The organism is Nitrosomonas oligotropha, from assembly GCF_900106555.1.
GTDB lineage: Bacteria > Pseudomonadota > Gammaproteobacteria > Burkholderiales > Nitrosomonadaceae > Nitrosomonas > Nitrosomonas oligotropha_A.
In genome coordinates, this window is the sequence record NZ_FNOE01000021.1 from 1 (window position 1) to 20,881 (window position 20,881).

Below are 20,881 nucleotides of genomic sequence, written 5' to 3' on the forward strand. Positions count from 1 at the left end.
CTTCCCGATAAAACCCAGCATAGTGCAGCTTGCTTTCTCACAAGCACTGTTGCTCAATGTCCTTACCAGATCGACTATGCTTATTCTGACAACGGTAAAGAATTTAAAGGAACTGACAGCCACGCTTTCGTCAAAGCTTGCAGGCAGCACGGTATCGGTCAGAAGTTTACCCGCATCAATCGTCCGCAAACCAACGGTAAAGCTGAGCGGGTTATCCGCACCCTGATGGATATGTGGCACAGCAAGATTCACTTTAAAGACTGCGCCGATCGGCACATTCAGCTTCTCCGTTTCATTAATTTCTACAATACCGTTAAGCCTCATAAGAGTTTGAATAATGCCACCCCTTATGAAATACTCAACGCTTATTTCAATCAACCTATCTGTAAACAACTCTGAGATTTCTTACACATAAGTGTGATAGATCACCTGCCTGTCGGTCTCGGTATTCGCGCCGGTTTCTTCGGTGCTGATGTCGCGGGTTTGCGGGTTGTACGACGTCACTGCCGCGCATTTTCCTTTCAACTCGGTGGCCTGGAACAGCTCATAATACCGGCACGCTTCATAAATGCTCGACGCCACCAGAATGGCATTGCCCATGTCACTGTCCAAGCGCGGCTTGACGCTGAAATCCCCGGCGATATCGGTGACCACCTTGTCCATGCGTGATTTGGAGCTGAGCACGTTTTGCATCGTGCCCCATTTCTTTTTCAGTTCGGCTCGCTGGAAATCGTTCAACTCCCGAGTCCTGGCGGCAAACCGCTCATCGACTCTATGCTGCGAACTCAGCCGCTGGTCGATGTCGCGCGCTTCATACACCAGATCGAGCACCACGCCGTCCTGCACCGCTTCGTTGAATTTGTAGGTATGAATGTACTTGCCGAACACTTCCAGGCTGGTGGCTTTGTCTTTCTTCAGCAGCGGCGTGCCGGTAAAGCCGATGAACACCGCGCCGGGCAGCAATGCCTTCATCGTTTTGTGTAGTTTGCCGCTTTGCGTGCGGTGGCACTCGTCGACGAAAATGAACAATTCGCCCACGGCATGGCAGGGCTGGCTTTGCAGTTGCTCGATGAACGCGTCGAAATTATCGACGTTGCGCTTGCCGAACTTGTGCGCCAATGAACACAGCAAGCGCGGCGCGGCTTGCCCCAATTGCGCCATCAAATCGCGCCCGCTGCCGGTGCGGTAAATCGTTTCCCCGGCATCCCTGAACACGCGCTCGATCTGTTTATCCAGCTCATCGCGGTCGGTGACGATGGCGATGCGCGCGTGCGGATTGTTTTCCAGTATCCACTTGGCCAGCAGCACCATCACGATGCTTTTGCCGCTGCCCTGCGTGTGCCAGATAATGCCGCCTTCCTTGCGGCGCACATGCGCCTGCGCGGCCTTGATGCCGAAATACTGATGCACCCTTGGCAATTTCTTGTCGCCGCCGTCGAACAGCACAAAGTCGTGCATCAATTCGATCAGCCGTGACGGCTGGCACATTTTGGCGAGGTATTTGTCCAGCTTGTAGCTGCTGTTGTCCGCTTCGTCTTCCTTCCATTGCAAGAAAAACTTCTCCGGCGTGCCGATGGCATCGTATTGCAAGCCTTCCGAATCGTTGCCAGCAAATACGAACTGGATGGTGCTGAAAAATGCGCCGATGAATTCCGCCTTCTGGTTCACCAAGCTTTGGCGGATGCCATCGCCAATCGATACCCGGCTGTTTTTCAGTTCCAGCACGCCGATGGCAATGCCGTTGACATACAGCACGATGTCCGGGCGTTTTTCCTTTTCGCCAAACACGGTGACTTCTTCGGCGATATAAAAACGGTTCTGTTCGGGATGTTGCCAGTCGATCAGGTAGACGGTATCAGTAGGTAATCCGGCTTCCGTTTTGGTTTGTACGCCGTAGCGCAGCAGTTGATAAACCGCCTTGTTGTTGTGGTACAAATCCTGGCCGTGGTGATTGGCCGCGCTCTGCAATTTATCCAGCGCCTTGCTGATTTGATCGCGGTCGTAACCGCGCGCTGACAGGTATTCTGTGAGTTGCGGCGCTTCAATGTTGCTGTTGTCCGGCTTAGCTTCGAGATTGCCGAGATAGCGGTAGCCCAATTGCTCACAGAACAATGCCACCACGCGGTTTTGCGTAGCGCGTTCGGGCTTGGTGACAGCACCGCTACCGGACGGATCGGCGGTCACGCAACCGCTCCGGCGTTGCTGCCCGGTTGTGCCAGCCGGATGCGGCCGGTCAGCAGGTTTTGCATCATGCCTTGCTTGATGTGCCGGTATTTGGCGAGCTTGGCTTCGAGTGTGGCGATTTCGGTGTCCATATCGGAGAGGGTGGTGGCGATGCGGGCTTGTTCATCAACATCAGGGCAATAGAATTCTATTGATTTTAAAATATTGCCGCTTAGATTTGGTTGACCTCCTTGCGTGTACGTGGCAATTATCCAATCTTTCAAATACGTCAACATATAAAATAGAAAAACGCTTTTTAAACTTTCATCAGGAATAATTGCTAGTACTGCTTGATTAATTGCTGCATTAATTTTTGAAATTGCTACCACACCTGAAGTTGCGCCATATAGAGCAATCAGTAAAGTATCTCGAGTTATAGTCTTAGCGGAAGAATTAGTTAATCCCATTTTTGTAATCCTGCCTTTTACCTCTGTGATTATTCCTTTATTTAAGTCTCCCGAAGTTATCCATTGAATATCGCCTCCATAATAAGCAGTTACTGATGTATTGGGTGTTCCTCCTGAGTACATCTCACAACTTTCACCCAACTTTTTCACCACCCATCCCTCCTTCAATCGCCCATTTTCATAAGGGTTGAGTAGAGTTTGCATGGCGCCTTGTTTGATCTGGCGTTTTTTGGTGATGAGACGAATGAGGGATTGAATCAGGGCATCGGCATCGCCGAGGGTGTTGGCGATGGCGGTTTGTTCCTCTGTATTGGGAGGTAGAGGAATGAATACTTTTTTCAAGTGAGCTGGACCAAAATTTGGCTGTGCGCCGCCTGTTATAAGCAAATCAATTTGTTCTTTAAGATATTTTGACTTCAAGTAGATTTGCATAAACCCAGAAGTGATTCCGGGTAACGCTTTGAATCTTATGACACTGGTATTCATTAACAGAGGTAAATCACATTTTCTTACCAATGATGTCTTACAATATGAATTTCCCGAGCTTGCCATAACAAAATCATTTTCATCTATTAAAAAATGCTTGTAAGTTCTTTCAAACTCTTCTTTCGATATATATCTATCGGTTTTATCCAAATCAAGAAAACCAGTATCCTGTAAGTTTGTAACATTTATTACCTTTAACCCCTTTTGAGTAAATTGCCATTTACGTAACCCTGGCCCTTCCTGGTACCAAATTACTTGTGGTAGTTCTGTTAATTGCCAATCTTCCGGAATCACCCCCACCTCAGTCAGCTTGTACCCCGGCTTCAATTCCATGCAAACCCCATCTTTTCCAGGTGCGCATTGACGGCTTGTTCCAGTTCCACCACTTGCTGGTTTTGCTGCGGTAATGGTGTTTCGTAGCGTTCGGCGAGTTCCTTGATGCGTTGCGCCAGTCGCTGGCTGATGCGATCCATCTCGGTATGAATGTCCCGGCCGATGGCGGCGATCCATTTGTCGTCGACCACCAGTTGCTTGATCTGGTCTTGGATGAGTGTGGGATAAAACGCCAGCAGCTCGGCATCCAGCGCGATTTCGGCGTTGGCGATGGCTCTTTTGCTGGTCGCTTCTTGTTCCAGCAGGTGCAGGTATTGCTTGAGGATGGCCGCTTCATCGCTCGAATCCGGGTCGTTTTTGATTTCCTTCAGGCGCGCGGTGATATTGGCTTTGTTGATCTTTTCGAGTGCAGCCAATGCGCCCCCCTCGTCGGCGTTACCGCCGTGTTCTTCTTCCATCTCGGCCAAGCGGTTTTGCACGGTTTCCAGTTCAATATTGAGCTGGTCGATTGCCTGTTGCTGCGCGGCGAAGTAGCGGTCAATGACCAGTGCTTTCGGAATCAGGTCGCACGCCCAGCCTTTGTCGATGGTTTTGCTGACTTGGCCGTCCTTGGTTTTCTTTTCTTCGACGATGCGGTAGGTGGCCGCCTGCCAGCCATCCGCAGCGATCAGGTAGCAATCGTCCTGCATCACGTCGAACCAGTAATTCATCAGGTGCTGGTAGACGTCGTACCGGTCAATCAGCGCGCGGCCCTGGTAGGTGGCGAGCAAGGCTTCGCTGATCGAGTGGATGATTTCCTTCGGATGAAAGCCGGGTTGCAGCGCCTTCAAGAGGGCGGTGGTGGCGTTTTCCCACTGACCGAACACGCGGTTCATATCGGCCATGTAACCGGCAAACTCGGCGTGCTGGAAAATGGTTGGCTTGATGGCGTCCTTGCCGACCTTCAAGCTCAGGTAATCCGAGCTGCGTTTGGCATGCGCAAATAATGCCGATTTTAGGGTAGGGCACACATCCCAGTATTCGTGCAATGCGTCGATGTCGGCTTTGGGGATATCGCCGAGCAGATGCGCTTCGATGTCTTGCAGGTCTTCCGATTCGGAACTGTCGATGTAGCGAGGGATGTTGAGGTTAAATTCGTTCTTTTCGATCTCGTAGAACGGCACGATGCGGCTGTAGCCAGCGATCTCGGTTTGTTTGTTGAACACGTCGACAATTTTGTGGATGTCCATTTCGCGCAGGCGGTTCTTGTTGCCGTCTTTCATGAAGCCCTTGCCGGCGTCGATCATGAAAATGCCTTTGCGGTTTTGCGCGTTTTCCTTGTCGATGACGATGATGCACGCCGGGATGCTGGTGCCATAAAACAGGTTGGCGGGCAGGCCGATGATGCCCTTGATCAGCCCCTTGCGGATGATGGCTTCGCGGATGGCCGCTTCGACATTGCCGCGGAACAGCACGCCGTGCGGCAGAATACACGCGCCTTTCCCGTGGCTTTTGAGCGAGCGGATGATGTGCAGCAGATAGGCGTAATCGCCGTTTTTATCCGGCGGAATGCCGAAGTCCTCGAAACGCCGGTACGGATCGTTGCCGGTATCGACGCCGTTGCCCCAGCGCTTGTCGCTGAACGGCGGATTGGCGACGACGTAATCGAAGGTTTTCAGGCTGCCTTGCTCATAGAGAAACAGCGGATTGGCCAGGGTATTGCCTTGCTTGATCTCCGCGCCGGGGTTGTCGTGCAGGATCATGTTCATGCGCGCCAGGCCGCTGGTAGCGGCGTCCTTTTCCTGACCGTACAGCGACACCTTGGTTTTGGCGGCATCGCTCACTTTTAGCAGTAACGAACCGGAGCCGCAGGTCGGATCATAAACCGTGGTCGACGCGGTGGTGGCGGCCTGATCGATACCGATGATGCGCGCCATGATGCGGCTGACTTCCGCTGGGGTGTAGAACTGCCCCTTGCTTTTGCCGCTTTCGGTGGCGAAATGACGCATCAGGTATTCGTAGGCATCGCCGAGAATGTCGTCGCCTTCGGCGCGGTTCTTGCTGAAATCGAGCGCCTTGTTTTCAAAGATGGCGATCAGATTGGTGAGCCGGTCGACCATGTCCTTGCCGCTGCCGAGTTTCTCCGGATCGTTGAAGTCCGGCATGCTGGAGAGCTTATTGGCATTGGCCAGCGGCGCGATGATTGTCTTGTTGATGTCGTCGCCGATGGTAGGTTTGCCTTTCAGCGTCACCATGTCCTTGAAACTTGCGCCGGGCGGGATGGTGATTGGCGCGAACGGCTGCCCCGCGTATTTGTCGCTGACGTACTTGATGAACAGCATCACCAGCACGTAGTCCTTGTACTGGCTGGCGTCCATGCCGCCACGCAATTCATCGCAGCTCGACCACAGGGAAGAATAAAGTTCGGATTTTTTGATGGCCATGCGTTTTTGTTATTTGAAATACAATAATTTACAGTGAGATTTTGTATGGAATTATATCATTTACTCGCATCTGCCGCCGCTGGCGGCACCGCCGCATCAAGCTATCCGCGTAATCTGTGCGAGTGATTACGTGATTCATCTGGGGGCAAACAACAAGATCAGGAAAAATCAGAAAAGCGGGTGGGCGGCACCGGAATAAAAATTGGGTTTTGGTCTTTTATGAATCGATATTTTGCATTTTGTTGATCTATATCAAGAAAATTGACCTTCGTGAACGGATTTCTTGATCTGAATCAATAAATCGAAGGCAGGTTTGCTTGAAAATGCAATCTCCACTAATTGTTAAACGACGGAGATAATCATGGAAATGTTAGACAGAGAAGATTCTATTACATTTAAAAAACTTGGTTACAATATGACTTTTATCGGCGCAGTGGCAGTAGCGTTGATTGTTATCTCAATATACTTCTCGTAGGCAATCAACGTAACGCTTGAATCCCTTCAATTTAAGTGTTTAGTGAACTACCTCGCCCCTTGGGGTGAGGTAAAATCCATACCATCGCTGCGATGAAGCGTGAAAACTCATCGTCGGCGATATCAATCCCAGTTCAATCCCAAGTAGAACCGTAAGATTACCAAGGTGCATTGAATGCCGCGCACCGGGTATTCTAAGCTTGATGCCAGCCTTTGCACGAGACTATTTGACAGCACTATACAAGGCATGTTTGAATATCGCTACGAATTTCAACGGGAGTGATTCAGACATGTCAAATCGTGGCGGAAAACGGGAAAATGCAGGCAGGCCGCGTGGCCAGGGTAAATTTGGCGAGCCGACGACAACGATGCGCATACCGGAAAGCCAGACAGCAACGATAAAAAGTTTCTTGGAAGCTTTCCAACGCAAAAGAGCGAATGGCGATCGGGATACCTCGGTTGTGAATATTGAAGAGAATGAGCTGCTCATTCCCGAGATCAGCGCGCAACCGACCTTGTTACCGCTTTTTGCCACCAAAGTGGCGGCGGGATTTCCGAGTCCGGCGGATGATCATGTCGAAAAACGCCTGGATGTCAGTGAGTTTCTGATTGATCATGCGGCATCGACATTCTTCGTAACGATCAAAGGGGATTCGATGATTGACGTGGGCTTGTTGCCGGATGATAAGGTGGTGGTGGATAGATCAAGAACGCCGGGGATGGGTGACATTGTGCTGGCAGTGGTGGATCGTGAATTCACCATCAAAATCCTGGATTATGGAGCGAACAAAATGCCAAGGCTTATGCCGGCTAATTCATCGGGTGCTTACAGACCCATTTATATTCGTCCGGATATGCAGTTTGAGATTTTCGGTGTCGTCATAGGATCGTTTCGACGCTTCAAATAAGTCTACTGCTGCCGGTTTTGGCTTCGCAGAAAGCAAATAACTTGATTGCGTTTCGGCTTGACGTCAACAGTAATAGATCTAAGGAAACGCTAAACATCCAGTACTTTTTAAACAAATAATTCGCTGTATGATCTGGATGTGTTTTTCATGATTCCTGTATCATGTGAAAAATAAACAACGAATTATTTTAAGTGAGTGAAATGCTACCGAAGCCGCAAATAAGCCGGAATGATCCTATCAACCTAATAATATTCAAAAGAGGAAAATGTGATGAATGAAAAAACAGTGAAAGAACAATTGCAAGCTGAGCTGACAAACTTGCAGTCATTAGTCGATGAAGTCAAGTTACAAATGCACCTTGGCGCGAAAGAGGCGCAGGATAATATTCGGCCATACCTCGAGGAGCTCGAGCTGGAGTTAAGCCAAGCGAAAAGAAAATGGGATCAGTTTGAAAACAGCTCAGAAGGCGCATGGGAAGACATTCAAACCGGACTCAGAAAATCCCTAAAATCTATGCAACAAGCTTTCGAAAAAGCAAAGAAACATTTTCCAGAGCAAGACAAAAAGTGATCTTTTTTTAAGGATTGATTGATTTAAGGATCAATCCATTCACTACGGAAATTCTGATGTGGTTAGTCTCTACGGGTTTAGTCCCCCTGTGGGGGCATACCAAAACCTCTAACGTCCAGCACAAAATCCCTGGCATCGTGCTGCGGGAGATTCGTAAGCAGCAACCGAAGGACCGCAACAAACAATGGGAAGCGAGGCCCAATGTAGAAATCAGCGTACAATTCCCGCTACCAAACCGAAGCCGGTCGAGATCCGCTAAAATCCCGCAAAATAAGATTTTAGTTTCGCCCTTCTAATCCGCATCGGTTCCGGTGCAAGCAACTACAGCTTTTTACAACATTATTCACTTCCATTGCTCAAGAAGCGCAATTTCCCAATGTCCATAGAAATCAAAGAAAAACCCAAGTTTGCTGTCGCGGCGGCGGTTCAATTGCCGAATGTCAGCGATATCGAGTTCGAGTCGTCGCTGGCCGAGTTGCGCGAACTTGCAAAGACACTGGGTTACACAGTCGTCAACACGTTCGTGCAAAAGCGCGCCAGCTTCGACACGACCGCGTACCTGGGCGTTGGCAAACGCGAGGAAATCCGCTGCTACGTGAACAACGATTCTGGATCGGATGAGCCTGAGGAAATAGCCATCCGTCCTGATGACCACGACATCAGCGCTCTCCTGGTCGATCACGAAATCTCACCGTCGCAGGCGCGTAACCTTGAAAACGAGGTCGGTTGCGAAGTGATGGACCGCACCATGGTCATTCTTGAAATTTTTCACCGCAATGCCCGCTCACGTGCGGCGCGTGCCCAGGTGGAAATCGCGCGTCTCGGTTATATGGCACCGCGCCTGCGCGAAGCCGCCAAACTTGCCGGACCGCAAGGGCGGCAACGCAGCGGTACCGGCGGGCGGGGCGCAGGCGAATCGCACACCGAATTGGACCGGCGCAAGATCCGAGACCGTATTGCCGAATTGCAACAGGAAATTGTCGCACTGGAAGCCGAACGCAAGATCCAGCGCGCGCGGCGGCAAGAGCGCCAGGGACTCGCCAGCGTCGCGCTGGTTGGTTATACCAATGCCGGTAAATCCACTTTGATGCGGGCGCTCACCGGCAGCGAGGTGTTGGTTGCCAACAAACTCTTCGCTACGCTCGATACCACGGTGCGGGCGCTCTACCCGGAAAGCGTGCCGCGCGTGCTCGTCAGCGATACGGTCGGCTTCATCAAAAACCTGCCGCACGGGTTGGTCGCTTCGTTCAAATCCACGCTGGACGAAGCGCTCGATGCATCCTTGCTGCTCCACGTCATCGATGCCAGCGACCCCGGATTTGAGCGCCAACTCGCGGTTACTCAACACGTGCTTGAAGAAATCGGCGCACATGACGTGCCGCGTATCCGCGTATTCAACAAGATCGACCATGTTGGCGATGCAATGGCGCAAGCCGAATGCGAAACTACCTTACGCGCCCGTTATCCGGACTGCGTCGTGATGAGCGCGCGCCGTGCCGATGATGTTGCGAGATTGCGCCAGAAAATCGTCGAGTTTTTTCAGCAGAATCTGGTTGAAGCCGAGCTTTTCCTGCCTTGGTCGGCGCAGCAGCTACGCGGCGCGATCTACACGAATTGCCAGGTACTGGCGGAGCATTCGGACAATGAAGGCACTTTTTTCCGGGTTCGCAGCGAATCCGCCACCATCGAGAGTCTGCGCGAGCAATTTAGCCGCGCATCATGAGTTCAGCATCTTCTGCAATCCCGTAACAGGAAAGCCATGGATTTTTATTGTCTGGCCGAGCCGCTTATTCGCTCAACTCACTTTCGCGTGCAATGCGCGCGAGATCCAGCAAATTATTGGCGCCAGTCTTTTGCATGATCTTGGATTTGTGGATTTCTACCGTGCGATAGCTGATGCCCAGATAAGAACCGATTTCTTTATTGGAATGTCCTTGCACCGCGAGGAGCATGACTTCCCGTTCACGCCGGGTGAGCTTTGTCAGGCATGTGGTTATTTCCCGGTTTTGCGTGGCGTCACTCAATCGTTTTTTGGCTTCGGTAAACGCAGCACGCACGCAAATTAAGAGTTTCTCCCGGATCACCGGTTTGGTCAGGAAATCGATCGCACCGCCTTTGATCGCCCTGACACTCATGGGAATGTCGCCATGCCCGGTAAGAAAAATGACCGGCAGCAAAATCTTGCGCCAAGCCAGTTCTTCCTGGAGCTGCAAACCGTCCATGCCGGGCATTTTCACGTCAATGATGACGCAGCCGAAAAAATTCGGCTGATAAGCATTCAGAAAAGTTTTTGCGTTCTCGAAGGATTGCACGTGCATGCCGGCCTGTTCGATCATCAGCGTAAGAGAATCGCGCACGGCTGCATCGTCATCTACGATAAAAACGGTGGGTTCCTGCATGATCATGGTCCAAAAGGGAGGGTGAAATGGAATTTTGCGCCTGTTTTTGCATCGGAATCAACCCAGAGTTGACCACCGTTGTCCTCGATCAACGCGCGGCTAATCGAGAGCCCCATGCCGATACCGGATGGCTTGGTGGTAAAAAAAGGCTCAAATATGCGCTTTGCTACCACTTGATCAAATCCAGGGCCGTTATCCTGCACGATCACAACCGCGACATCCTCATCATTGACAGTTTGCACCGTGGTGGTGATCGTCAGAATCGGGAAATCTATGTTGCGCATCGCTTCGATAGCATTTCTGAAGAGATTGACCAGGACTTTTTGTATCTGCGTGCGATTACACTGAACAGCGGGGAGATTCTGCTGCAAATGCAATATCGGATGAAATCTTCCGTAGCCGTCATTGTATACAATGCTCAGCGCGCCATGAATGACATCGGTCAGATTCGACCGTTCGGTCATCAATTCGCCTTTTTGCAGAAAAGCCAGCAGTTCGTGCAAGCTGCGTCCGGCCCGCTGGGCTTGTGCCACGCAACCTTCCAACGCGCGCTTTAAATTGTCCGCGCTGAAGCTGTCGTTTTGCAGTGCGTGCAGTACTACCTCGCTATAGGCGGAGATTGCCGCCAGCGGTTGATTGAGTTCATGCGCGATTGCGGAAGCCGTGCGTGCCGCCACTTGCTGCTTGAGAATGTTTTCGGTTTCATTACGGTGTACTTGCAGTTTTTTCTGGATATTTCTCTGCTCTGTAACGTCGCGGGTAACGCCTATCAAGCGGTGCGGGTACCCGGCTTCAAAATATACCCGGCCCCTTGCGGATATCCAGCGTTCAACGCCATTAATGGGATTGATAATGCGGTACTGCGCTTTGAATTCGCCATTGCTGTTGGGATCCATCGCTTTATCGATAGCCGCTTGCCGCGCCTCACGATCTTCCGGATGTATTGCGGCTACGAATTCTTCGTAACTGACGGTTTTCTCGGAATGCTTGCCCCAAAGCTTGCGCATCTGCCTGTCCCAATAAATGATATTGCGCTTGAAGTCGTAGTCAAAAATGCTCAAGCCGGCTGCTTGCTTGGCCAAACGCAGGCGTTCCTCGCTGGAACGTAGCGCATCTTCAGTATCGAGACGCCGGTTAGCGATCGTGAATAGGATAAGGATGAACAGTTGTTGTCCCGTTTTTATGGGGCTGAGACTGATATCCAGCAATATTTCTTTGCCATCGCGGTTTAATGCGATCAATTCATTGCCAACGCTCATGGAGCGCTTTACCGGCCGGTTCAAGAACAGCCGTTGATAGTAGCGGTACTGTTTGCGATAGCGGGGTGCGATCAGCATTTCGATGGCCAATCCTTTCATCTCATCCGCGCTGTAACCCAGCAGTTGTTGTGCTGTCGGATTGGCCAGGACGATATGTCCCGTGTTCTCAGTCAACAGCATCGCATCCGCCGCTGCATCGAACACTGTCCGGAAATTTAAGTTTTTCACTGCGCTATTCACATTGTTTTCCTGCTGTTGAATTCGAGTGCGTACCGCAGTAAAGCTTACGATAAAAACCTGTAATTTTCTATCAATTTATTGATATGTAAGGGGTTGCCCTTACGTGTCAGCACGAATATTGCCCCCTGTTTTTCTCTTGTAGGATTTGCCAGGTAGGAAATATGACGCGAGTTTGCCCACCATTTCGTTCCGTTTGCATTGCTTAAGTTTGCTGGTGGGCTTTTTTCAAGCGTGCGGATTGTTGGAGGCCTTAACCGCGTTCAGCGGCGCGTTGTTTTCACTACATGATATTAAAACCCTTTAACTGTTTGGAGAAACGAAATGAGTAGAAAAATAATAGCTTACGGACTTGTTCTGGCTACGCTATCCCTATTGCCTGGCCAAATATTCGCTGCCGGGCAGGTGCAGGCGAGTTGTAAAGAGAGTACGGTCAAAGCTAAAACAAGTGCCGATACGACACTCCCCGATGTAACACGTAGAGTCTCCCTCGTTTAATAATTATTCGTATAAGAGGAGTGTAACCATGTCTCTGTCTAGTCTTCTCGTACCGGCGATACTTTTTTTCGCGCTAGGTATGTTTGCTTGCCTCATCAAATCGGATCTGAAATTTCCGCCCGATATGCACAAGATGATCGTCATTTATTTGCTGATCGGTATCGGACTTCATGGCGGCAAAGCTCTTGCAGGATCTGATATGGGATCCGCGCTTCCCGCCGTATGGGCGGCGCTTGCATTTGGTTGCGGATTGCCCATTGTGGCTTATATTATTTTGCGGGCGCTGGGAAAAATCGATCCGCTCAATGCCGCAGCCATTTCCGCGCACTATGGTTCGGTGAGCGCAGGAACCTATATGACGGCAGTTGCGTTCCTGGGGGGCATCGGCGTGACGTATGAAGCCTATCCCGTGATCATGCTGGCGATCATGGAATCACCCGCGATCATGATCGGTTTGGTGCTGGCCGGCTATTCCCGGAAAATTTTGGGTGGAGCCACCAAAGCCGACAAAGGAATGTATAAACATCTGATCATCGAAGCTTTTACCAACGGTAGTATTCTGCTGCTGTTCGGTTCGATGGCGATCGGCTGGGTAGTTTCCGATCCTAGCTACAAGAAAATTGAACCATTCTTTGAACTCATCTTTATGGGGGCGCTGTGTATATTCCTGTGCGATATGGGGATGGAAGCCGGGAAAAGGCTATCGGAATTTAAAACCGTCGGTGTTTTTCTGGTCTGTTTCGGTATTGCGATGCCATTGATTGGTGCGGTATGCGGATTGTTCGTCGGTCACTTTCTCTTAGGATACTCAATCGGTGGTATCACGCTGGTAACCGTACTCGCAGCCAGTTGCTCCTATATCGCGGTACCGCCGGCTATGCGTCTTGCGATTCCGGAGGCGAATCCATCGTTTTATCTGACGCTGTCGCTCGGGGTGACTTTCCCATTCAACGTGGTGGTCGGTATTCCTATGTACTATGCGGCTGCCCAGTACTTGCACGAGACTTATTATCCGTGGTGATGGATATTTCCGCGGCTGGTTTGGTTACGCATGATTGAAAGCATATTGGGTATGGGGCAGCGATGCGATGATAAATCGCTGCCTTCCACGACGCGGAATGTTTCCATCAAAAAAAGTACCGGCTGGAATGTATCAGTGATTGAAATGACTCAGGATAGCCTCAGGAACTGATCTTAATGTGCTGAGCCTGAGTATAACGACATAAACAATTTTGGGAGAGAAATGATGGTGTTAAGACCAGATATTTTAGTGACGATGAAGCGCATCGAGATCGTCATTGACGAAAAGTCACTGGATGATATGCTGAGGCTGCTTCGGGATGCCGATGTGCGTGGCTACACAGTCATCAAGAAGGCGGGAGGGTTGGGTTCAACCGGTGAGCGCAACCCGGATGATTATGTGTTGGAAGAGCATAATGCGGTGATGGTTCTTGCCTGTGAAGAGGACCAAGCAGAGAAGGTCATCATGACGCTTCAACCGAAACTAAAAGATTTCGGCGGCATGTGCCTGATTTCCGATTGCCAATGGGTGATAGGGCCGGCAGCTTCATTTTAACCGGATCACTATCACCTCCTGCGCGGGTAGTCCTTGCGCACCAAACAGAATCCCGGTTGTGATCAGCCGGGATTCTTCATTCACGCATTCCAATCATGTCCTGTAATTTTAAAAAAACCGCGCAATTAATCGCTAAGGTGCAGTGTTGATCGGCTGCTGCACCTGGCCGAATGACAGATTTCAAACTGGCTAGCGCGCTTGTCCGCAACGTCTTTCGTATATTCGCACCGTGCTGGATGTTGATCTTCGTTTCATCGCTATCACGCCTGAGTACCCAACCCTAAAGCGTATAAGGGTTTGCGCTTAAGTGCTCGCACAGATTTTTCAACCTGTTGTTCTCACGTAGTATTCAAAACAGCTGAATAGATTAAATCGCCGTTTTACTCGAGAAAACTACTAGAGGAGGTATAACAACATGGCCTGGAAAAATGTTATGGTTACTTGTTGGATGGTTTTTTTCATTATTGGGTGTTTTTTATGGAGCCCGCACTTATTTGCGGTGGAAGCGGAAAAAGCGAAGGCAGGCAAGACAAAGAAACCATTCGCTGTCGTTCAAAACAAAACTGTGTCCGCCAATCTGTGTCCGCCAATGGGGCCAATGGTGCGCCTTGCAGCGTGCTGGAAACACACGGGCATACGCGCTTTGACTTCGATAATCTGACATTCGAAGTCGGCCGTTTCATGATGGACTTGGGTGAAGCCCGCCTGGTAGGAGAACACCGTTGGGGTACTTTATCACCTGCGTTTGATGGTTTGCACTTCATGATGGGCAATACGGATCAAAAATGGAGTCTGCGCGTATTTGGCGCCCGTCCGGTACAGCGTGACCCGATATCGCTGAATTGGAACACTCCCGAAACCTACTTCTCCGATGCTTACGTTACCAATCGCGATTTGCGCTGGGTTAACTTCGATCCGCAGTGGAGTTACATGAAACGGGTGAGCTTCGACTTTGGTTATAGCCATTTATTCAAGGGTGATTACTTCGATAAGGTTCCATTCAGCCCAGGCATGAAGGACACTAATTACGGTTACACCATGGTGACTTCTTCCTGAAGCAAATCGTCCATTCCGGATATTTTCACGTCAATGATGATACAACCGGAAAAATCCGCCCTGTAAGCATTCAGAAAGGTTTTTACATTCTCGAAGGATTGCACGGGAATACCGGCTTGTTCGATCATCAGTGTGAGGGAAGCGCGCCCGGCTGCATATCGTCATCTACGATAAGAACGGTGAGTTCCTGCATGATCATGCTACAAAGGGTAGAGTAAAATAAAATTTGGCGCCTGGTTTCGCGTCGAGATCAATCCAGAGCTGACCGCCGTTGGCTTCGATCAATGCACGGCTAATCGTAAGTCCCATGCCGATACCGGACGGCTTGGTGGTAAAAAAAGGCTCAAATATGCGCTTTGCCATAGTTTGATCAAGACCGGCCCCGCTATCTTTTACTATAACTAACGCAATGTTTTTTTCATTCAAAGTTTGCACTTTGGTGGTGATCGTTAAAATTGGTGCATCGACGGTTTGCATAGCTTCTACAGCATTCCTAAAGAGATTCACAAGAACTTTCTGCACTTGTGTGTGATTGCATTGAACAGCGGGAAGATCTTTTTCTAAATTCAGCTTCGAACGAAATCTTTCATATCCGTCGTTAGAAGCGATATCCAGCGCTTCACGTATTACATCATTCAAATCTAGCGATTCGGTTAACAACTCGCCTTTTTGTAAAAAAGCAATCAATTCGTGCAGGCTGCGGCCAGCGCGCTGCGTTTGTTCCACACAACCTTCCAGCGCTTTTTTTAGATTCTGCACATTAAGGTCATTGTTTTGTAATGTATGCAGTACTACTTCACTATACGCAGATATCGCGGTCAGTGGCTGGTTAAGTTCATGCGCAATAGCTGAAGCTGTATGTGCAGCCACTTGTTGTTTGAGAATTTTTTCTGCTTCGTCGCGCTGCATTCCCAGCTTTTTCTGGAGAATTTTCTGCTCTGTCACATCCCGGGCAACGCCCACCAGCCGATTTGCACAGCCAGCTTCAAAATACACCCGCCCCACTACGGAAATCCAACGTTCAGTCTTATCATCAGGATCAACGACGCGATACTCCGCTTTGTACTCACCGTGACTGGCAGGATCCATGGCATAATCAATTGCTGCTTGTCTATCCGCACGATCTTCAGGGTGTATCGCAGTTACAAATTCTTTGTAACTGATGATTCTACCGAAATGCCCGCCCCAAAATTTGCGCATCTGCCTATCCCAATAAACGATACCTCGTTTGAAGTCATAGTCAAAAATGCCAAAACCAGCTGCCTGCTTGGCCAATCGTAAACGCTCTTCGCTCGCTCGCAGCGCATCTTCAGCTTTCTGGTGTTGCCTGGAAGCTGTGAATGTGATTAAGACGTAAAGCTGCTGCTGAATTTCTAGCGGACTAAAACTTACATCCAGCAACATTTCCTGTCCACAACGGTTGAGTGCTATGAGTTCATTGCCAACGCCCATAGGAAGTTTGGCTGGTTTATTGAAAAAAAGCATTTGATAATACCGGTACTGCTTCCGGTAACGTGGAGCTATTAGCATTTCAATGGCCAAACCAACGAGTTCGTTTTCTTTAAAATCGAATAATTGTTGTGCGGCCGGGTTTGCTAACACGACATGACCAGCGTTCTCTGTCAACAGCATTGCATCCGCTATCGCATCAAACAATGTCCTGAAATTTAGGTTCTCTATTGTTTCGATCAAATTATGCATCAACTATGTAGTTCGGTTTCCTGGCACAGAAAAGATTACGTTAAAAACTGATTTTTCTCTATTAATTTCTAAAATATAAGGGGTAACCCTTGCGTGTTTGCACTTACGCGCTTATCCGTATATTGCTATCTTTTATACACAAGTAATATCCCTACCGAAATAAATTTTTTTGTACGCCAATTAAAACTAAATAGGAAGGGGAAAAGAATGACTTGGAAAAATACGCAACGCACCCTTTGGATGGTTTTTGCCATTATTGGGTCCTTATTAGGGAGTAGTAATTTATTTGCAGCGGAAGCGGACAAGACAAAGAAACCATCTGTTGTCGTTCAAAACAAAACCTTGCCGCCAAATGGAAAAAATGGCGCACCCTTCAGTGCGCTGGAATCACCGGGACATACGCGCTTCGACTTCGATAATCTGACCAAATTGATGGAGGATCACAAAACGCCGCTTGCCGCTATGGCGCCCGATTGGCTCAATGTGGCGATCGAACACCGTACTCGTTACGATGTATACGATCACGGTTTTACCAAGAGTATTCCGGGATTCAATGATCAGATTCATCAACGTACCCGGTTCTTGTTTGAAGTTAAGAATATCATCGATCCGCTGAAGTTTACGCTTGAGTTGACCGATATCCGCGCCCCGCTGGCTAACTTCGGGCAAGACCATAACCCGACTATGGCTGATCATTTTGACTTTACCCAGCTGCATCTCGGCCTGCACGACAAAAACTTTTTGGGTACGGGCTATGCGGCGAAATTCGAAGTCGGCCGTTTCATGATGGATCTGGGTGAAGCCCGTCTGGTAGGGGGACACCGTTGGGGTACCTTGTCGCCCGCGTTCGATGGTTTGCACTTTATGATGGGTAATACGGATGAAAAATGGAGTCTGCGCGTATTTGGCGCCCGGCCGGTGCAGCGGGTTACGACATCATTAAACTGGAACACCCCCGAAACCTACTTCTCCGGTGCTTACGTCACCAACCGCGATCTGCGCTGGGCTAACTTCGACGGTTATTTCTTGCAGTTGAACGAAAGCGATAATCTCAGGCAGCGGAATTTATCGACCACCGGTTTCAGGCTGTTCGCCAAGCCTGCGAAAGGCAATATGGATTATGAGATTGAATCCATGTATCAGTTCGGCGATACCCGGAATAAGAGCGTGTTCGCCCATCGTCATCACGGCGAGGTCGGGTATAGTTTCAATACGCCGATGCCGTTGCGGGCCCTTTATTTATTCGATTTTGCATCGGGAGATCGCGATCCGGATAAGAACTTTGACATTTTGTACGCAAAACGACGGGTCGAGTATGGTCCGACCGGTATGTTCGGGCCGTTTTTCCCGTCCAATCTGATGTCGCCTGTCGGTTTCCGCGCCACGCTCGTTCCCACACCCACCGTGCGCCTGATGATGTCGCACCGTGCATACTGGCTAGCGGATAAACGCGGCGCGTTTGTCGGCAGCGGCCTGCAAGATGCGACCGGTGGGGCCGGCGGTTTTCTGGGCCACATGCTCGATGTCAGTTTAGGCTGGGACCCGCAGTGGAGTTACATGAAGCGGATGAGCTTCGACTTTGGTTATAGTCATTTATTCAAGGGCGATTACTTTGATAAGGTTCCATTCAGTCCAGGCATGAAGGACACCAATTACGGTTACACCATGGTGACCTTCAAGTTTTAACGTTGCTTTACATAGTTATCCTGTTTTTGTATGACCCGGTTCCGGATGGGGCGAAATAAGGCGTGATGTTTTGTTATCACAACGAAGAAGATAAACGGTATGATCTAAATAGGAAGGGTGGTGAAGCAGTTTATCAGCGATCACCTGGTATTAGATTCTTACAGGTCTCTGAAACGAATGGATTACAAAATTTTACTGACGGTTTTTGCCACGGTGTTTATCGCGGAACTGGGTGACAAAACGCAATTGGCCACGATGTTGTTTGCCGCCGACAAAGAAGTCAGCAAACTGACGATATTTGTCGGCGCGTCGCTGGCGTTGATTGCGACTTCGGCGATCGGAGTGCTGGCAGGTAGTTTTATTTCCGGTTATATCAGCGAAAAACATTTGCACTATATCGCAGGAGCGGGGTTTATCCTGATCGGTGCGTGGACGCTGATCAAAGCCTAACGCAGCTCAAAGCCTACGCAGCTCTAAAAACCACTACGCTCGGTCATGACGTGTTGAGCTCAGTCTCAACATGTTCATTTACATTTGTAAACTGGGCTTTTTCGTCCGATTTCGCCTTGCCTGACCGTGAATGTTATTTGCTTTTCTTTAAACGCAAAGTCACGCAGAGACCGCTGTCTGGATTGTTCTCGATCGATAGTTCTCCACCGTACACCTGCATGATATCGCGCACAATTGCCAGGCCGATGCCGTGACCGGGGGTGGATTGATCGGCGCGTACACCGCGTTCCAGGATTCTGGCGATTTCATGCGGCTGGATGCCGGGGCCGTCGTCCTTGACTTGGATCACCACCTGATTTTGCTGATAATCCGCCGCTAAATGGATGCTGCTGCGGCACCATTTAAAGGCATTGTCGACCAGATTGCCGAGCAGTTCCATCAAATCGCCTTCATCGATGCGCAGGCCGATGCTGTCATCGATGGCGACAGTTATTGCAGGCTGTTTGTTGCGGTAGGCTTTGGTGACGGTGTTCACGATCCGGTCGGCCATTGGGCGTAACAGAATCAATCCCATGCCCGGCGAGCTGCCGGCGGTTGCGGCGCGACGCAGCTGGTACTGGATCGTGTTATCCATGCGGTCGATTTGTTCCTGAATCGTTTTGCGCCGGATAGCTTCATCGTCTTCGCTATGAATGGCGCCCTGTAGTACGGCGAGTGGTGTCTTGAGGCTGTGCGCCAGGTCGGCGAGGCCGTTGCGGTAGCGTTTTTGCTGTTTGTGCTCATGTGCGATCAGAGAGTTGATGCTGTCGGTCAGCAACTGGAGTTCGCTGGGATAAACGCCTTTCAGCCTTTCCTGATGACCGGACTCGATCGCGGCAAGCTCTACGGACACCTTGCGCAACGGCTGCAAGCCCCAGCGTAGTACCAGCATCTGCGTGGCTAACAGCAAAACGGCCATGACGCCGAGCCAACCCCATAGATCTTCGCGATAACGGTCAATCTGCGCTTCAAACAGCACGGTATCGGTGATGACATTGAAGGTCAGCGGATGATCGCCGGACGGTGTCTCCCAAGCCACACCATAGCGATAGATAAAATGCGGCTCATCGTTAATCATGATTTGCGCGAATTCTTTTTTGCCTTTTTCCAGCAAAGCAATGTCCGGGATCGGTTTGTTCAGCGATGATGTGGAACGCCAGACGATGGTGTTGGCCGGACCGATGATGAAGGCATAAGTGTCCGAATTCATGTGACCGAGTTCGGCATCGAGTAAGTTAGTCGGCACATCCAGCTCGCCGGAATCTTCCACTTCGGCGTCACCCATTAGCATCAGCACTTTCGCAAACAGCCGGTCTTTGACGCCGACGCGGGCACTATCATAAAAAGCGCGATCCAGCGTCCAGGCGATGCCGACGATAAAAATCAATAACACCAGCGTCGCGCTGAATAAAATGCGCCGGTTGAGCGACATCATGACGATTTGTTGCACTCCAGCGTGAAGCGATAGCCACGGCCGCGCATGGTTTCGATCGGATTCAGCGTGCCGTCGGGATCGAGCTTGCGGCGCAACCTGCCGACCATGACTTCGAGCACATTGCTGTCGCGGTCTTCGTCGTGCGGGTAGAGATAATCCGCGAGCGTATGTTTGGAAAGAACTTCGCCGTGGTGACGCACCAATTCTTCCAGCAAGCGGTATTCAAACGAAGTCAGTTCGATGCTTTCTCCATTGACGGTAACGGATTGGGCCGTGACATCGAGCGTAATCGGACCGCATTTCAGAAGGGTTTGCGGTATGCCGGTAGAGCGACGCAACAGTGCTTTGACCCGGGCTTGCAGCTCTTCCATCTGGAATGGCTTGGTCAGGTAATCATCCGCGCCCGTTTCCAGTCCTTGTACCTTGTCTTGCCAGCTGCTGCGCGCGGTTAGTATCAGAATCGGCAGCAAACTGCCGCGTTCGCGCAGCGCTTTGATAATCTCCAAACCGGATTTGCCGGGCAGGCCGATATCGATGATGGCAGCGTCGAGCGGGTATTCGGTGGCGAGAAACAATCCTTCATCGCCGTTGCTGCACGTGTCGACCATATAACCTGCTGCTTCCAGTTGCTGCCGGATCTGGTTTTGTAAGCGGAATTCGTCTTCAATGACCAGGATGCGCATCGTTTACTCCTGCGTACATAATAATTTATTTTTCTGAA

Annotated in this window: 18 protein-coding genes; 9 read left to right on the forward strand and 9 right to left on the reverse strand. The window is 50.1% G+C overall.

The features are described from left to right. Window positions 1-174: 174 nt before the first annotated feature. A complete protein-coding gene (locus BLU57_RS16870; RefSeq protein WP_371113164.1) occupies window positions 175-399 on the forward strand; it encodes an integrase core domain-containing protein in 225 nt (74 codons plus the stop codon). 6 nt (window positions 400-405) lie between these two features. On the opposite strand, the gene BLU57_RS11075 is transcribed toward BLU57_RS16870, so the two are convergent. Genes BLU57_RS11075 through BLU57_RS11085 form a run of 3 tightly spaced genes read right to left on the reverse strand, consistent with a single transcriptional unit; the run spans window position 406 to window position 5,872 of the window. Then, entirely contained in the window at window positions 406-2,184 is a 1,779-nt protein-coding gene (locus BLU57_RS11075; RefSeq protein ID WP_090320692.1) for a type I restriction endonuclease subunit R, read from the reverse strand. Then, window positions 2,181-3,449: a restriction endonuclease subunit S gene (locus BLU57_RS11080; RefSeq protein ID WP_090320695.1), complete on the reverse strand. Its 1,269-nt coding sequence runs from the start codon at window positions 3,447-3,449 to the stop codon at window positions 2,181-2,183. Before BLU57_RS11080 ends, BLU57_RS11075 begins: the two co-directional genes overlap by 4 nt. Continuing rightward, window positions 3,440-5,872 carry a type I restriction-modification system subunit M gene (locus BLU57_RS11085; RefSeq protein WP_090320697.1) on the reverse strand — a complete coding sequence of 811 codons (2,433 nt, stop codon included), beginning with the start codon at window positions 5,870-5,872 and terminating at the stop codon, window positions 3,440-3,442. The genes BLU57_RS11080 and BLU57_RS11085 overlap by 10 nt, the downstream gene beginning before the upstream one ends. A 764-nt stretch (window positions 5,873-6,636) precedes the next feature. Here BLU57_RS11085 and BLU57_RS11090 point away from each other — a divergent pair. From BLU57_RS11090 to hflX, 3 genes are all read left to right on the forward strand, one after another. Further along, the gene (locus BLU57_RS11090) at window positions 6,637-7,254 is read left to right on the forward strand and encodes a LexA family protein (protein WP_090320700.1); all 618 of its coding nucleotides are present in this window, start codon (window positions 6,637-6,639) and stop codon (window positions 7,252-7,254) included. A gap of 270 nt (window positions 7,255-7,524) precedes the next feature. Next, window positions 7,525-7,824: a sll1863 family stress response protein gene (locus BLU57_RS11095; RefSeq protein ID WP_090320702.1), complete on the forward strand. Its 300-nt coding sequence runs from the start codon at window positions 7,525-7,527 to the stop codon at window positions 7,822-7,824. 376 nt (window positions 7,825-8,200) lie between these two features. After that, a complete protein-coding gene (gene hflX, locus BLU57_RS11105; protein ID WP_090320708.1) occupies window positions 8,201-9,547 on the forward strand; it encodes a GTPase HflX in 1,347 nt (448 codons plus the stop codon). A gap of 64 nt (window positions 9,548-9,611) precedes the next feature. Here the strand turns inward: hflX and BLU57_RS11110 are convergent, their stop codons facing one another. Both BLU57_RS11110 and BLU57_RS11115 read right to left on the reverse strand, forming a co-directional pair. Continuing rightward, window positions 9,612-10,223, reverse strand: a complete 612-nt coding sequence (locus tag BLU57_RS11110) for a response regulator transcription factor (RefSeq protein ID WP_256206252.1) — start codon at window positions 10,221-10,223, stop codon at window positions 9,612-9,614. A 2-nt stretch (window positions 10,224-10,225) separates the two neighbouring features. After that, window positions 10,226-11,722 (reverse strand): PAS domain-containing sensor histidine kinase, encoded by a 1,497-nt coding sequence (locus BLU57_RS11115; protein WP_256334402.1) that lies wholly within the window; start codon window positions 11,720-11,722, stop codon window positions 10,226-10,228. Between the two features lie 523 nt (window positions 11,723-12,245). Between BLU57_RS11115 and BLU57_RS11120 the strand changes: the two genes are divergently transcribed. The 3 genes from BLU57_RS11120 to BLU57_RS11130 all read left to right on the forward strand — a co-directional run bounded on the left by BLU57_RS11120 (window position 12,246) and on the right by BLU57_RS11130 (window position 14,849). Further along, complete coding sequence (locus BLU57_RS11120) at window positions 12,246-13,238, forward strand: sodium-dependent bicarbonate transport family permease (RefSeq protein ID WP_090320715.1); 993 nt, start codon at window positions 12,246-12,248, stop codon at window positions 13,236-13,238. A gap of 222 nt (window positions 13,239-13,460) precedes the next feature. After that, window positions 13,461-13,793, forward strand: coding sequence for a P-II family nitrogen regulator (locus BLU57_RS11125; protein WP_371113163.1), 333 nt, complete (start codon window positions 13,461-13,463; stop codon window positions 13,791-13,793). Between the two features lie 477 nt (window positions 13,794-14,270). Continuing rightward, entirely contained in the window at window positions 14,271-14,849 is a 579-nt protein-coding gene (locus tag BLU57_RS11130; RefSeq protein ID WP_256206254.1) for an alginate export family protein, read from the forward strand. Here the strand turns inward: BLU57_RS11130 and BLU57_RS11135 are convergent. Continuing rightward, window positions 14,825-14,977 (reverse strand): response regulator transcription factor, encoded by a 153-nt coding sequence (locus tag BLU57_RS11135; RefSeq protein WP_176776425.1) that lies wholly within the window; start codon window positions 14,975-14,977, stop codon window positions 14,825-14,827. The genes BLU57_RS11130 and BLU57_RS11135 overlap by 25 nt on opposite strands. Before the next feature lie 67 nt (window positions 14,978-15,044). Further along, window positions 15,045-16,550: a PAS domain-containing sensor histidine kinase gene (locus tag BLU57_RS11140; protein ID WP_176776429.1), complete on the reverse strand. Its 1,506-nt coding sequence runs from the start codon at window positions 16,548-16,550 to the stop codon at window positions 15,045-15,047. 207 nt (window positions 16,551-16,757) lie between these two features. On the opposite strand from BLU57_RS11140, the gene BLU57_RS11145 reads away from it, so the two are divergent. Then, window positions 16,758-18,236, forward strand: a complete 1,479-nt coding sequence (locus BLU57_RS11145) for an alginate export family protein (protein ID WP_090320718.1) — start codon at window positions 16,758-16,760, stop codon at window positions 18,234-18,236. Window positions 18,237-18,413: 177 nt separating this feature from the next. Then, the gene (locus tag BLU57_RS11150) at window positions 18,414-18,686 is read left to right on the forward strand and encodes a TMEM165/GDT1 family protein (protein WP_090320721.1); all 273 of its coding nucleotides are present in this window, start codon (window positions 18,414-18,416) and stop codon (window positions 18,684-18,686) included. A gap of 133 nt (window positions 18,687-18,819) precedes the next feature. On the opposite strand, the gene BLU57_RS11155 is transcribed toward BLU57_RS11150, so the two are convergent. Further along, window positions 18,820-20,160, reverse strand: coding sequence for an ATP-binding protein (locus tag BLU57_RS11155; RefSeq protein ID WP_090320724.1), 1,341 nt, complete (start codon window positions 20,158-20,160; stop codon window positions 18,820-18,822). Beyond that, window positions 20,157-20,843 carry a response regulator transcription factor gene (locus BLU57_RS11160; RefSeq protein WP_090320728.1) on the reverse strand — a complete coding sequence of 229 codons (687 nt, stop codon included), beginning with the start codon at window positions 20,841-20,843 and terminating at the stop codon, window positions 20,157-20,159. Before BLU57_RS11160 ends, BLU57_RS11155 begins: the two co-directional genes overlap by 4 nt. Window positions 20,844-20,881: the final 38 nt, after the last annotated feature.

Excerpts from the sequence above, each read along its gene's own strand:
- BLU57_RS11110 (WP_256206252.1), bottom strand. The coding sequence starts at position 10,223 with ATGCAGGAACCCACCGTTTTTATCGTAGATGACGATGCAGCCGTGCGC.
- BLU57_RS11155 (WP_090320724.1), bottom strand. The coding sequence starts at position 20,160 with ATGATGTCGCTCAACCGGCGCATTTTATTCAGCGCGACGCTGGTGTTA.
- BLU57_RS11090 (WP_090320700.1), top strand. The coding sequence starts at position 6,637 with ATGTCAAATCGTGGCGGAAAACGGGAAAATGCAGGCAGGCCGCGTGGC.
- hflX (WP_090320708.1), top strand. The coding sequence starts at position 8,201 with ATGTCCATAGAAATCAAAGAAAAACCCAAGTTTGCTGTCGCGGCGGCG.
- BLU57_RS11135 (WP_176776425.1), bottom strand. The coding sequence starts at position 14,977 with ATGATCGAACAAGCCGGTATTCCCGTGCAATCCTTCGAGAATGTAAAA.
- BLU57_RS11125 (WP_371113163.1), top strand. The coding sequence starts at position 13,461 with ATGATGGTGTTAAGACCAGATATTTTAGTGACGATGAAGCGCATCGAG.
- BLU57_RS11150 (WP_090320721.1), top strand. The coding sequence starts at position 18,414 with ATGGATTACAAAATTTTACTGACGGTTTTTGCCACGGTGTTTATCGCG.
- BLU57_RS11130 (WP_256206254.1), top strand. The coding sequence starts at position 14,271 with ATGGAGCCCGCACTTATTTGCGGTGGAAGCGGAAAAAGCGAAGGCAGG.
- BLU57_RS11080 (WP_090320695.1), bottom strand. The coding sequence starts at position 3,449 with ATGGAATTGAAGCCGGGGTACAAGCTGACTGAGGTGGGGGTGATTCCG.
- BLU57_RS11085 (WP_090320697.1), bottom strand. The coding sequence starts at position 5,872 with ATGGCCATCAAAAAATCCGAACTTTATTCTTCCCTGTGGTCGAGCTGC.
- BLU57_RS11120 (WP_090320715.1), top strand. The coding sequence starts at position 12,246 with ATGTCTCTGTCTAGTCTTCTCGTACCGGCGATACTTTTTTTCGCGCTA.
- BLU57_RS11145 (WP_090320718.1), top strand. The coding sequence starts at position 16,758 with ATGACTTGGAAAAATACGCAACGCACCCTTTGGATGGTTTTTGCCATT.
- BLU57_RS11095 (WP_090320702.1), top strand. The coding sequence starts at position 7,525 with ATGAATGAAAAAACAGTGAAAGAACAATTGCAAGCTGAGCTGACAAAC.
- BLU57_RS11140 (WP_176776429.1), bottom strand. The coding sequence starts at position 16,550 with ATGCATAATTTGATCGAAACAATAGAGAACCTAAATTTCAGGACATTG.
- BLU57_RS11160 (WP_090320728.1), bottom strand. The coding sequence starts at position 20,843 with ATGCGCATCCTGGTCATTGAAGACGAATTCCGCTTACAAAACCAGATC.